The organism is Xenorhabdus mauleonii, assembly GCF_900113945.1.
In the GTDB taxonomy this organism is placed as follows: domain Bacteria; phylum Pseudomonadota; class Gammaproteobacteria; order Enterobacterales; family Enterobacteriaceae; genus Xenorhabdus; species Xenorhabdus mauleonii.
The window spans coordinates 1-13,445 of sequence record NZ_FORG01000018.1 but is presented as its reverse complement, the minus strand read 5'-3'; the positions used below and the strand labels follow the sequence as shown (position 1 = coordinate 13,445).

At 43.2% G+C, this 13,445-nt stretch carries 10 protein-coding genes and 2 pseudogenes; 2 read left to right on the top strand and 10 right to left on the bottom strand.

The window, feature by feature from the left end; translation table 11 throughout:
- Positions 1-306 precede the first annotated feature (306 nt).
- Entirely contained in the window at positions 307-3,009 is a 2,703-nt protein-coding gene (locus BM100_RS15635) for a beta-N-acetylhexosaminidase (RefSeq protein WP_092512591.1), read from the top strand.
- Between the two features lie 175 nt (positions 3,010-3,184).
- Here the strand turns inward: BM100_RS15635 and fur are convergent, their stop codons facing one another.
- The 9 genes and pseudogenes from fur to BM100_RS15590 all read right to left on the bottom strand — a co-directional run bounded on the left by fur (position 3,185) and on the right by BM100_RS15590 (position 11,127).
- The gene (fur, locus tag BM100_RS15630; protein WP_092512589.1) at positions 3,185-3,634 is read right to left on the bottom strand and encodes a ferric iron uptake transcriptional regulator; all 450 of its coding nucleotides are present in this window, start codon (positions 3,632-3,634) and stop codon (positions 3,185-3,187) included.
- Between the two features lie 173 nt (positions 3,635-3,807).
- Complete coding sequence (fldA, locus tag BM100_RS15625; RefSeq protein ID WP_092512587.1) at positions 3,808-4,341, bottom strand: flavodoxin FldA; 534 nt, start codon at positions 4,339-4,341, stop codon at positions 3,808-3,810.
- Between the two features lie 174 nt (positions 4,342-4,515).
- Positions 4,516-4,806, bottom strand: coding sequence for a LexA regulated protein (gene ybfE / locus BM100_RS15620; protein WP_086108058.1), 291 nt, complete (start codon positions 4,804-4,806; stop codon positions 4,516-4,518).
- 104 nt (positions 4,807-4,910) lie between these two features.
- Positions 4,911-5,501 carry a TetR/AcrR family transcriptional regulator gene (locus BM100_RS15615; RefSeq protein ID WP_092512585.1) on the bottom strand — a complete coding sequence of 197 codons (591 nt, stop codon included), beginning with the start codon at positions 5,499-5,501 and terminating at the stop codon, positions 4,911-4,913.
- A 19-nt stretch (positions 5,502-5,520) separates the two neighbouring features.
- Positions 5,521-8,619, bottom strand: a complete 3,099-nt coding sequence (locus tag BM100_RS15610) for an efflux RND transporter permease subunit (protein WP_092512583.1) — start codon at positions 8,617-8,619, stop codon at positions 5,521-5,523.
- A 1-nt stretch (position 8,620) separates the two neighbouring features.
- A complete protein-coding gene (locus tag BM100_RS15605) occupies positions 8,621-9,745 on the bottom strand; it encodes an efflux RND transporter periplasmic adaptor subunit (RefSeq protein ID WP_092512581.1) in 1,125 nt (374 codons plus the stop codon).
- 272 nt (positions 9,746-10,017) lie between these two features.
- Positions 10,018-10,299 (bottom strand): type II toxin-antitoxin system RelE family toxin, encoded by a 282-nt coding sequence (locus tag BM100_RS15600; protein WP_092512579.1) that lies wholly within the window; start codon positions 10,297-10,299, stop codon positions 10,018-10,020.
- Positions 10,289-10,540 (bottom strand): type II toxin-antitoxin system Phd/YefM family antitoxin, encoded by a 252-nt coding sequence (locus BM100_RS15595; protein WP_092512577.1) that lies wholly within the window; start codon positions 10,538-10,540, stop codon positions 10,289-10,291. Before BM100_RS15595 ends, BM100_RS15600 begins: the two co-directional genes overlap by 11 nt.
- A 173-nt stretch (positions 10,541-10,713) precedes the next feature.
- Positions 10,714-11,127: pseudogene (locus tag BM100_RS15590) on the bottom strand (helix-turn-helix domain-containing protein).
- Positions 11,128-11,180: 53 nt separating this feature from the next.
- On the opposite strand from BM100_RS15590, the pseudogene BM100_RS15585 reads away from it, so the two are divergent.
- Positions 11,181-11,479 (top strand): annotated as a pseudogene (locus tag BM100_RS15585) (disulfide bond formation protein B); the annotation flags it as partial.
- Between the two features lie 65 nt (positions 11,480-11,544).
- On the opposite strand, the gene BM100_RS15580 reads toward BM100_RS15585, so the two are convergent.
- On the bottom strand, positions 11,545-13,445 hold a 1,901-nt coding region (locus BM100_RS15580; RefSeq protein WP_139216972.1), incomplete at its 5' end, for an adhesion domain-containing protein.

The window sequence follows — 13,445 nt, the reverse complement described above, 5'->3', positions numbered from 1 at the left end:
TCTGGTTATCTAACCTGTAAATTTTGCTCATGAAGATGTTAAAAAACCCCGTTATTTCAACGGGGTTTTGTTTTTCCGGTCTATAGGCTAAATTAGTCGGGCTGCCTGGCAACAACATGGGTTTGTCAGAGTGGTTTTTATCTTGATCTTAACAGCATCGTAATGAAAATTAATTCCTTCCCCCAGAGATTAAAAATTGCCTTATAGTCCTATATTGTATAGGGTTATTAGCTAGCCAAATCTGTACATTATTTGTTCTAAAATTTGCCCCATCGAAAAAAATAATAAATTCGGACGAGGTAATTTATGAAAACCGTTAAATTACGTACCTTGGCAGCACTCATCACAGCAGTTGGATTTATGGGATGTGTCCATGCAGAAATGTCACCGCAGGTGTCGCAGCAAATGTCATCACAGCACGTTGTGGATTCACTGAGCCAGTTAAAAGTTAATTTCAAGGTTATTGATAATCAAGCCGGATCGCACGGCACAGATTGCGCCATTTTGGGGGCTGATTCTGCTGTCTGTAACCGGGTCAACATTACCTTGAGTAACGGCCCCCAAGCGATTGATGCGGCGGATTGGGCTATCTATTTTCACAGTATTCGCCAGATCTTGAAACTCGATCATGACCAATACAAAATTACCCATATCACAGGCGATTTGCATAAGTTGGAGCCGACAGAGAAATTCAAAGGCATCAAGGCCAATGAACGCGTTGTGTTGCCTATTATTGGTGAATATTGGCAAATTTTCAGTACAGATTTTATGCCGCGTTGGTACGCCACATCCGGTGATGCGATACCAAAAATCCTGAAAAATACGGATACGGAAAATATCAGTGAATTTTTATCTGATCTGGAAGGCGAGCAATGGAAACGCACCACTGATGATAACAATATTCTGATGACACCTGAAAATCGCTTCAGAAAAAACAATCAGATGGTAAAAATTAGTGAGGATAAATTGCGTGGGCAGATTATTCCTACGCCTCAAGAACTAACCATTCATTCCCAAGATGTTGATTTATCTCGCGGTGTTAAATTGGAACTGGGAGGGTTGGATGGGTCATCCATTAATGTAATCAGGGATCGTTTCAAATCCTACAATATTACGCTGACTGATAGCGGTTATCAGATTGCGACCCAAATCAATGCAAACAAGTTTAATCAGCATTGGCGGGTGAAAGGCGCATATACGCTGGAAATCACGACCAAGGGAGCACAAATCATTGCGTTTGATCAGTCAGGCGTATTCTATGGTCTGCAATCATTGCTTTCCTTGCTTCCCGCAAATGGCACTCCAAAAATCGCGACATTAAAGGCAAAAGATGCACCAAGATTTGAATATCGTGGCGTATTTTTGGATGTCGGCCGTAACTTCCACAGCAAAGAAGCTGTCTTGCGTCTGCTCGATCAAATGTCCAACTATAAGTTGAACAAATTTCACTTCCATTTAAGTGATGATGAAGGCTGGCGTCTGGAAATTCCCGGATTGCCGGAGCTGACAGACGTTGGTAGCCAACGTTGCCATGATTTGAGCGAAACTTGGTGCCTGCTGCCGCAATTGGGTTCAGGGCCGGATAACAATAACATGGGTAGCGGCTATTTTAGCCGTCAGGATTATCTTGATATTTTGAACTATGCCAAGGCCCGGCAGATAGAAGTTATCCCGGAAATTGACTTGCCAGCCCATGCCCGTGCCGCAGTGGTATCGATGGAAGCGCGTTATAACAAATTGCTGGCGCAGGGAAAGGTGCAGGAGGCCAATGAATATCGCCTGCTTGATCCGACGGATACCTCAAATACAACGTCTGTACAGTTCTACGATCATCGAAGCTACCTTAACCCATGCATGGATTCCTCCAAGCGGTTTATTGATAAAGTGATCGGTGAAATTGCGTCTATGCATAAAGAAGCCGGATTGCCATTGAATACTTGGCATTTTGGTGGCGATGAAGCAAAAAACATCCGTCTGGGGGCGGGATATCAGGATAAAGATGGGCCAATTGTGCCCCATAAAGGCATTATCGACCAAAAAATTGAAGACAAGCCTTGGGCAAAATCCCAAGTTTGCCAAAAGATGATTGCACAGGGTGTCATTAAAGATGTTGATGAACTTGCCAGTTATTTTGCCATTGAAGTCAGCAAAATCGTCAACCGGCATGGCATTGACACGATGCAGGCATGGCAGGATGGGTTGAAACATGCCAAATCGGCAAAAGATTTCGCCACCAAGCATGTTGCGGTCAATTTCTGGGATACCCTCTATTGGGGAGGCTATGACTCGGTAAACGATTGGGCGAATAAAGGCTATCGGGTTGTCGTTTCCAGCCCTGATTATGTTTATCTCGATATGCCGTATGAAGTCAATCCGAAGGAACGTGGTTATTATTGGGCAACTCGGTTTAATGATGAAGAGAAAGTTTTCAGTTTTGCGCCAAACAACATGCCACAAAATGCGGAAACCTCGGTAGATCGTGATGGCAATCACTTCAATGCTCACAGCAATAAACACTGGCCGGGTGCTTATGGGATGTCAGGGCAATCATGGAGCGAAACAGTAAGAACAGATGACCAGATGGAATATATGATTTATCCGCGCTTATTGCCGTTGGCAGAACGGGCATGGTATCGGGCGGATTGGGAGCTTACTTATCAGCAGGGCAGGGAATATAAGGGAGGAATAACACGTTATGTTGATATCAGCGCACTTCATCACGACTGGCAACGTTTCGCCAATCTGATAGGGCAACATGAGCTGGCAAAATTGGATAAGGCAAGGATTTCATATCGGTTGCCAGTGCCGGGCGGCAGAATTATTGATGGAGTATTTGAAGCCAACATTGCATTGCCGGGCGTCGTTATTCAATATTCGCTGGATGATGGCAAAACATGGCAGGTTTACAATGACAGGCAAAGGCCGTCAGTCAGCAGTCATGTGAAAATCCGTTCTGTCAGTAGCGATGGCCAGCGTTTCAGCCGGATAGATGAAGTAAAAACTAGGTGAAGTAAAAGCTGAATAAAGAACAAACACCAGCATTTAAAGCAACCTGCCGATTAGCCCATGCTAATCGGCAGTAGCTTATTCAAACCAAATCAAACAGCAAAAACTAACAATTACAATTAATTCTTCAACTTCAATTAATTTTTCAACTTCAATCAGTTCTTATTGTGCTTGTTTCTTATGAATTCTCATCATGCAGCGTATTATCTTTGCGGCAATCACCAACAGCGCAGTGACCATATAAATAGAGGCTATGGTTTGAAAGTTTAATCCCATAACGTTCAGCGATGTTTTTCTGACGTTCTTCAATAAATTCGTCATTAAATTCAATGACTTTACCACAATCGAGACAAATCAGATGGTCATGGTGATGTTGTTGAGTCAGTTCAAAAACCGATTTGCCGCCTTCGAAATTGTGGCGGGTGACAATGCCGGCATCATCGAACTGGTTCAACACGCGATAGACAGTGGCGAGGCCAATCTCTTCACCGATATCAATCAGTTTTTTGTAGAGATCCTCCGCACTGACATGATGGCATTCTGGGTCCTGTAACACTTCCAGAATTTTCAATCGCGGAAGCGTTACTTTAAGTCCAGCATTTTTCAATGCTTTATTGTTGTCGGTCATGCGGATTCAGTCCTGTAACTTGAGTTAAGTGAACTTGTGATACTTAGGGGTATCGTGAGGGAATCATGATTCTGTTTCACGTTGTTGATTATAGGCATGGATATCCAAAATGAAAACCATGCCAGGTCTGATATCATGACACATTATGCAAGAAAATATCCTGCGGCGGGAACTTATGCTCCCAGAATTTCTGATAAGCTCATTTCAGTCTTGATTTGTTGAACCCAGACATCTACGCGTTCATCAGTTAATTCTGGCTGACGATCTTCATCAATGGCCAAACCGATAAAGTGGTTGTCATCAGCCATCCCTTTAGAGGCTTCAAAATGATATCCTTCTGTCGACCAGTGACCCACAATAATAGCACCTTTAGGCTCAATAATATCGCGAATAGTGCCCATGGCATCACAAAAATACTCTGCATAGTCTTCCTGATCACCACAACCGAACAGAGCAACCAGTTTTCCTTCAAAGTTGATCTCTTCCAGTGTTGGGAAGAAATCATCCCAATCACACTGAGCCTCGCCGTAATACCAAGTCGGGATGCCAAGTAGCAAAATGTCAAAGGCTTCTATATCTTCTTTGCTACTTTTGGCAATATCGTGAACTTCAGCAACATCAGCACCGCCCAATTTTTCTTGGATCATTTTAGCGATGTTCTCTGTGTTGCCGGTATCGCTGCCGAAGAATATACCTATTATTGCCATAAAATGGGTTAACCTCTTGTTTTCTATGTGTATTTAATTTGTACACATCGCGCTGAAATCAGCAGGAAAAATGTCAGTTTTTATAAAATGAAAAGCGTTATTTTGACCAAACATCCATGACAAATCTGTCAGATTTGTGTGGTGCGTAGCTTCATTGTTGTTGAATAAAAGCCGTTAATCGGCAAGGTGATTTTCTTCTGCCAGTTGGGCTAACAGCATTTGTTCAATCAGCTCGCTGCGGCTGATATTACGCTGTTTTGCCAGATGATTCAGTGCATCAACGGCGTCTTCATTGAGTTTGAGTTCCACTCGACGCAATCCCTTGACCTTATCTCTTCGCAACTGGTTGCGCTTATTGATCCTAAGCTGCTCATCTCTGGACAGCGGGTTTGTTTTAGGTCGCCCTGGCCTGCGTTCATCTGCGAACAAATCCAGTGTGGTGCGATCAGTTTGTTCTTTTGCCATAAATTCAATTGATAAAGGGCGTGTACCAAAATATAGCGGGCAATAATACCTTAGCTGGGCGCGTGTCGCTACTGGTTGATGGGAGAGATTATCGGAATCGGCGATTACGGTGCCAACGCCTTGCGTATCATGCTGGTCAGAAAATCAAAATTTCCTGCCCATTCATACTCTGATTCCATCCCTTTTCTGCCGATAGTTCCATCAATGGTCGTCATTATCCAAGACGCTGCCTGTTCTGCATTAAGTTGCCGATTGATTTCTCCTGCTTCAATGCCTTGGCGAATTAATGCGGTCAGGCGTTTCCTGATTTTTTTATCGTTTTCGATAAAAATCTTATAAACATTGGGATTGCGGCTGGCTTCAGCAATAAGTTCGATACCGAGACGGGCATAGCCGGGTTGATCCGAAAGCCGCAGCAGCTCTGCCATTATTTTTTCTATTGTCGTGATGAATGAGCTTTCATCGTGACAATCAGACAAAATTTTTTCGTAGTCCTGATAATCTTCTTCTGCGATAGCTTCAATTATGGCATTTTTGGTCGGGTAATAGTGAAACAGATTCCCGGGGCTCATGCCCGCCGCCTTGCAGATTTCTGCGGTCGACGTTGCATGGAACCCTTTTTCGATAAAACAGGATATCGCGGCATCAAGAATATGTTTGCGTTTGGCTTTCTGTTTTTCCGTTAGTTTTTTCACCTTATCTTCCTCTTCATTGTCAGTGATAATCGAGATCGTCCTTCGTTACCGATGACAATTTTCTAAGATATGGAGTAATAAAATTTTTAAAATCATCCATATAACTATAAATAACGGGTACAAACAGCAAACTCAGCAATGTTGAACTCAGCAGGCCGCCAATCACCGCAATCGCCATAGGCGCCCGGAAACTGGCATCTGCCCCGCTGGTTAAGACAAGAGGGATCATTCCGGCAATCATGGCAATTGTTGTCATGATAATGGGCCGGACACGCTCTCTGCCAGCCTGAATAATCGCCTCATTCCGTGACATACCTGAACGGGCTCTTTCGAGTATAAATTCAACTAATAAGATAGAGTTTTTGGTTACAATTCCCATCAGCATTAATAGGCCGATAATAACAGGCATATCAATTGCGGCATTATAGAGAAGCAAAGCGATGATAGCACCACCTATGGCAAAGGGCAGGGCAATTAAAATCGTCAGCGGCTGTAAAAAATCTTTAAATAAAATAATTAAAATAGCCAGTACCATCAAAACACTCAGCAGCATGGTGGTGGAAAAACGGTCAAACATCTCGTCCATGTATTCCACATCGCCATAGAGCACTCTTTTGACCTCGGGTGGCAAATTCTTCAATGAGGGCAATTTATCGATTTGCTCCAGCGCCGTTCCAATTTCAATGCCACTGAGATCAGCTTCAATAGCCGCTTTGCGCTGGCGGGAAATACGCTCAATTTTGTCCGGGCCAGAAGAAAAAGAGATATCAGCGATCGATTTGATGGGAACATTGGTTCCCGATGTACTGTTGACATAGAGATCATTCAAGACGGTCAGGCTGTCCCTGTTTTCTTTCGATAATAAGACACGGATAGGAACTTGCCTGTCCGGTAAATTAAATTTAGAGACATTGGCATCACCCGCACCGATGGTTGCTGTTCTGATGACGGAACCAATGTTTTCCGTCGTGACGCCTGCTCTGGCAGCTTCGGCGATATTGGGCTTAACAATGACCTCCCGCCGTGGCAAGGGTTGCAAGATCTGAATGTTTTTCAATCCCGTCACTCCCATCATTTCGTGGCGCAACTGATTCACTGTTTGGGAAAGAATTTCAGGATTGTCACTTGCCAACACAATTGACACATCCCTGCCACCGTCGTTATTGCCCAAATTATAGCGAATATCTGGGATTTCATTTAAAACAGGTGCCAGTGATTGCTCAAACTCTCTTTGTGATAATTTACGTTCATTGATAGGCACTAAATTGATCAGAATACTGCTTTTATTCTGATTGATATTGCCGGATGAATCATCTGCCCCAGCAACAGAAAAAATATCAATAATTTCGGAACGATCTTTCAGCTTATTAATAATTTGCTGCAAGACTTTGTCACTTTGAGCCGCCTGAGTTCCCGGTGGGGTTTCAACCTCTATTTTGGCAATACTGACATCAGATTTTGGCAAGAAACCGGATGGCAATAAATCGACCAGGACTAATGATCCCAAAAGAAAAACCGATGCAACCGCTAACGCTGTTTTGCGGAATTTTAATGTCCTGCCCAAAAGAGAAAGATATGTTTTGATCCATTTCGGCATCTCGACGTCATCTGCTTTCTTCTCTTTTTCAGGTGACGATTTTCTGGGCAACAGTAAATAAGCCGACATCAGGGGCGTGACCAGTCTGGCGACCAGCAATGAAGACAACACAGCGGCGGATACCGTAATACCAAACGGCACAAAATATTTGCCGACGAAGCCACCAACAAAGCTCACCGGCAAGAAAACGGCCACAATGGTAATCGTAATGGCAATGATGGCAAAACCAATGGCATTTGATGCTTTAATCGCGGCAATATAAGGCCGTTCACCGCGCTCAATATATTTCTCGATATTCTCTATTTCGACGATGGCATCATCCACCAAGATACCAATAACCAAGGTTAATGCCAGCAGCGTGATGCTATTTAACGTGTAGCCGAAGATATAGAGCACAATAAACGTCGGCAGAATTGATAAAGGCAAAGCGATCGCGGCAATCAGTGTCGCCCGCAAACTTTTCAGGAAGAAAAACACTACAATAACCGTTAATGCTGCGCCTTCGAAAAGCGTTTGCATGGTCAGATTATAACTGTCCACGGTGTATTTAACGTTTGATGTCACCAGCTTGATATCAATATCAGGATGATCTTGACGAATCTCCTCCAGGGCTTGCGTAACTCCTTTTTCGACGGCGGTATCACTGGAACCTCTTGCACGGTATACAGCAAAGCCAACCACCTCTTTGCCATTCAAACGGGCAATCGTAACCGCCTCTTTATGTGAATCACTGATAGTGGCAATATCGCCCAGCGTCACCCAATTATTATTATTCAAGGGCAGTTTTAGTTGACGCAGATAATCCACTTCATTTTTCGCACCTAAGACACGTATGGTGTGATTTTGCCCGGCAACTGTCATATTTCCGCCGGGAATATTGACGTTATTCTGGAGCAATAGATGGTTAATGTCGGTAATACTGATCTTTAACGCTGCCATCTTGACCGGATCAGGTTCGACCAAAATTTCCCGGGTTGTTCCCCCCAAGCGCGTGATTTTTTGGCTGCCTTTAACCGTTAATAACTTTTTGCTTAACGTATCATCCACAAACCACGACAATTCGGTCAGACTCTTATTTTTTGATTGAACGGCATAATTCAGAATGGCACCGCCTTCGACATCAATTCGGCTTATCAGGGGTTCTTCTATTGTCTGGGGTAATTCCGCCCGGATTTGGGTAATTTGCTCGCGGATATCATTAATGGCAACGTTAGGATCTACGTTTAAACTGAACTCAACAATCGTGATAGAGACACCATCGGTGATGGTTGAGTTAATGTGCCTGATCCCGGGCAAGCCTGAAATAGCGCGTTCTACAGGTTGGGTAACGGCGTTTTCCAGTTCAGAAGGGGACGAACCACTTTGCGTAATCGTGACAGTCACAACCGGAAAAGTAATCACAGGATTGGCGTTAATGGGGAGTTTATCAAAGGAGAATAACCCCGCGACCGTGAGTGCCAAAAAAATAACAATCGTCGGGATCGGCTTCCTGATCGCCCATTCTGATAACTGGAATTTCATCTTATTTTTCCTGTGATGTCAGAGAAACAGTATCCATTTCCTGCAGGAAGGGCGATGCAGAAACAATGACTTTATCCTTTGGTGATAATCCTGACTTTATTTCAATCCAGTTATCAAACACCCGTCCGGTGATCACGTGTTTTTTCTCGGCAGCATTATTTTTGCCAACCACAAAGACCGTTGCTTTATTTTTATCGGACGCGATGTTTGTGGCGATCATCGTGACGGCACTATAAGGAATGGCATTGATTGTCTCAGGATTAAGCTGAAACAAGGCGGAGCCGAAATCACCCAACTTGATATCTTTGGGGGCATTTTCAAGGGCGATCCTGATTTTGCCGATTTGAGTGATTGAATCAATTTTCGGTGAAATATATCTCACCTTGCCGGTTATTTTATCTTCGCCTGTCAGGTTAATGACCGCAGAAGAACCGAGTTTCACCTGCTTTAAATGGGAGATATAGGCATCGGCTGAAAACTCATATTGGTTATTTTCAATCAACTTAAACAAGAAATTATTGTCAGTAATCATACCGCTGGTGGCGACACGTTCACTGATAACCCCGTCTTTGGGGGCGATGATGGTGGTTTTGGCCCGTTGGGTTTTTTCTTCGGCCAATTGTGCCTGCAACTGCCGGAATTCTGCTTTGGCTGCATTGAGGGCAGATAAGGCCGAGCTTGCCTCCATTTTGTACTCATCGAATTCACTGGCAGAAATCACGCCGGTAACGCTCAGCGGTTTTGCCCGTTTAAGTTCAGACTGAGCTTGAGTATTCTTCGCTTCGTTTTGTTTCACCAAAGCCAGTGCTTTTTCCAGTTCTGCCTGTGCTCTTTTGACTTTCTCATCCTGAATCGGCGTTTCCAGCGTCGCTAAAATCTGCCCTTGTTTTACATCGTCACCTTCTTCGACCAGAACATCGGTGATGACCAGTTGAGTTAACGCGGGGGTTATCGCAATTTCATTTCTGGCAACCACAGTTCCCACAATTTTAACTGAAGGCGTAAAAGGAACAGCCTGCACCGTTGTGGTTGAAACGCGCATTTGCTGTTGAGAAGGCTCGGCATAGGTATAAAAACTGAATAGAGAAAAACAAAAGCCAAGAAGGGGGAGGAGATTTCTTGCCATTTATCGTCCTTACAGAGGGTGACTTAAGCGATAAGTTAATTATTAGACAGATTAGTCTATCTAAAAATTATGTTCAATCAAATTAAATAGCCGTAATAAAACGCGATAGCAGATGATAAATCGTTTGAAGCAAAGGTACGTGCCAGTTTTTTTGAGTAGGGGGGGTTAAATGGTATTAAACGTTATTGAGTACTGGTAAAACTTATGTGGGTTAAAAACCGCCGTTGATCTCAAGCCAGACGGTTTTCGATATGGAAGACTAAGGGTATAGATCATCGTTTATCGGCGAGTTTATAAACTTCGTCATCGGATCGTTTACCAACAGCGATAACAAGCAACAACACCTTTTCATCAACCACTTCATAAACCAAACGATATCCTGATGACTTAAGTTTGATCTTGTATCTGTTGGTGCGCTCACTTAATTGAGACGCAGGAACATGGGGTTTTTTTAAACGTTCAGCCAACTTCTTTTTAAGTTGCTCCCGTATTGTGTGTCCCAGATTCCGCCACTCCTTAAGTGCTCGATTCTCAAATTCAAGTTTATAATTCATTGAGGTTGACACTCACGAATTCAGGATTTTCCAGTCGCTCATCTGCAATGCGATTGAGTTCAGCATCTTCTGCCAATTCCCGATAGTAGGCATATAACTCTGGCGGAACACAGTAGAATGCGGGTTCATTACGATTCAGAATTGCAACCGCGCTTCCTTCCCCTTCTGCAACAGTTCCCATTGGATTACGTTTTAAATCGGTAATACTGGCTGCAATTGTCGTTAATATTTGATATGCCATATTAGACTCCAGAAAGAGGTGATATATTTTATAAAAACCTAATAATGGCACCTTTAAAGGTGCTAATAAAAGTTTTTAAAGTTTACTATGTTCTGTATCGATTATTCCCTTTATTGTGAGCCTATACGATGAATAGCCCAGCAACATCATTTTAAACGGCCACAGCATATTTTTCAGAGAAAAATATCAGGCTTTACGTTGAAGCGTTTGGAAAGTGCCTTGATATGCGCAATCGTTAATGAACGTTTACCAGAAAAAATCTGGCTGATAAGTGACTTCGAGCAAATCTCTTCTTTTAGGTCTGAATAAGAAAGACCGTGTTGATCCATTAATACCCGCAATGCAGCGACGCCTGTAGGCATAGTTTCTACCGTTTTATTAAATGCGGCAAAGCGTTCGTTGTTGTCTTCGTATTCAGCGATTTTTTCCACCAGAAAATCTATCAGCGGGCTGGTATCATCGTTTTAATCAGGTAAATCCACCATTTCTAATGCGTCTTGGTAAGCATCTTCAGACGTATCTTCCCCCAAAAAGGGAATAGCAGCGACCAGTCTCTTTGTCGCTTCATGTAATGGGATTGTAAGCATACGAATAACCGCATCTAACTCGCACTTCATTGTATTTGAGACACAGCAATAAACTGTGGATTTACAGCGCTGGCAAGGATTGAGGCTTGCGTGGGATCACACCATGATGCAGTTATACCCTTCTCCGTTTAACACCTGCGATTTCTTTGTTGATTTCCCGTCTTGGCTGCCACTGCATGAATGGTTACCTTCCGTATTTCAGGCGTATGGTGATTGCTCGATTAAACAGTGGGAATTTCTGACACTGGATATGCCGCAATGGTTGATTGGCATTTTTGCTGTTTATTTGGTTGTTGGCGTGTTGGTGTTGGTGAGCCAAGGTGTTCGGGTGCGTCATAAGTACTTTAGCTGAGATAAAAAACTGCCCCTTGTTGTTGCAGTGACAACAAAGGGCAGTTTTAGTTAAGATTAAAAGAATTAAGGATTACGGCAAGCTACTAATTGGCTATTGTTATTCCGACCAACTGTTAATATTTCAAGATCTACGGTTCGTCGATAACCTGCGCCAGGCTCACCTTGAGGTACTATATTGGATGCATAATATTCATATTTTGTAGGCCATCCGTATTTTCTTTTTACTGCATTTTTTTCCACACCAAATTTCTCATTTGACTCCTTAGCCAAATCTAAATATTCCGAGGTGCTTGGCGTCTGGAGTCCACGTTCGGTACAATACCCCATGACCTTTGTATAACGATGATATGTCCATATTTCCCCATCAACTACAGGTGACGATACGTCAACAGTCCCTAAGTGTTCTTTCTTTATTGTAGGACGATGGAAAACCAATCCATTTTCGGTTGTGATTGTGTTCTCCATATGCCCGTAATAAGTGGCTCCATCCACATTCGGGCTGGTAATTACCGTAAAGGTAATATCTAAATTCTCATCAGGAGCTCCCCCCGTAGTGACATTTATCTTGGTTTTCACTCCCTTTCCGTCAGGATCAGTCACCTTGATAATCAAATCGCCATTTTCATCCGTATGACCTGTATAAGTTATTTTCCTATCCTGTATGTTAGGGTTGTCATATAAAACACCTTTTTTATCCTCTACTTCCAATTTTGCCGTTACCTTTGGTCTATCACTATCAGGAAAATCCTTATGATTCAGATTGTTTGGAGTACGCACTTCGTAAGTCATTTCAATGGATACCGGCACACCTCCAATATTGGCTCCGCCTTTTGTGGTTTTAATGGTTAGCCTAGCAGATTCTTCATCACTAAGCGGTTGATCCTTGTTAAGCAGATTAACTCTGGCTTTAGCCTCCGTTTTATTCATTTTTGCCTCAATAACATCCGCTTTACCTTTTATCACGCCATCTGTGTTAACATTATCGCCCAATTCTTTAGCATCCTTTTTGGTATCTGCGTCTTCAGTATTACCGTCCATATTCGATCTATTTTTTCCCTGCACCGATAGTGCAATGATTTTGCCAGAAAGCTCGTCTAATGGTTTTTCGTATCGAGGAACCTTATGAGGTTGTGCAGCAACAGCCTGGTTTTTCTCCACTGTACGGCCTACTCTGGACACATCTCTCCTTGTTGTGAATTCATCGCCTACTGCATACTCACCCCATAGGAATCGGGATTTATCCTCATCATCTGCTCCCTGTTTGGGTTTAAACTGGTAGGTTGCTGTCAGATATTTTTTATCGCCTTCAACTTCTATGCCTATCTTCAAGTCGGATATTTCGGGCCCCAAATCTGGATCGATTACCCGGCCGTAACTGTCACTCCCTCCCGAAAGATTTTTATTTCCATTATCTTCCTTGTCTATATTTGTAGTTACCACTAACTTATCACCCAAGGGCTGTCCACCATGCATAGGTTGCACTTCTAGTCGGATAAAATGTTCCATCTCACTCTTCTGAAGAGTATAGAGCGGTACCTTACCATTATCAGTGACCGCAATAGGGCCGAGGATTTTCTCTTTATTTTCTTCGTCAGGTACAATTTTCAATTTATCCGGGCTTGGTTTCCCCTTAATTCGATACCATGTGTACACTGAGTGATCGACGGGATCCCCCTTATTGGCACCAAAGGCATATTCACCTCTTATTGTATCGCCAACTTGCAATCTCCCATGAAGTTCCAAATTCTTAACAATCGGTTTCGCATCCGGATCGACGATGGTGCCATTGTTGCCACCAGATGTATTGTTTCCAGGTGAACCCGGTACTGTGGTGACCTTCTTAATACCGTCCAGATTCTGTTGTCCGGTGAAGTTGGCCGGTAGAATAGACATGACAATCACTTCACCTGAAATCTCCAATTCCAACTCTTTTTCCAGTATGAGCTTGGCCTGACCTTTGTTAT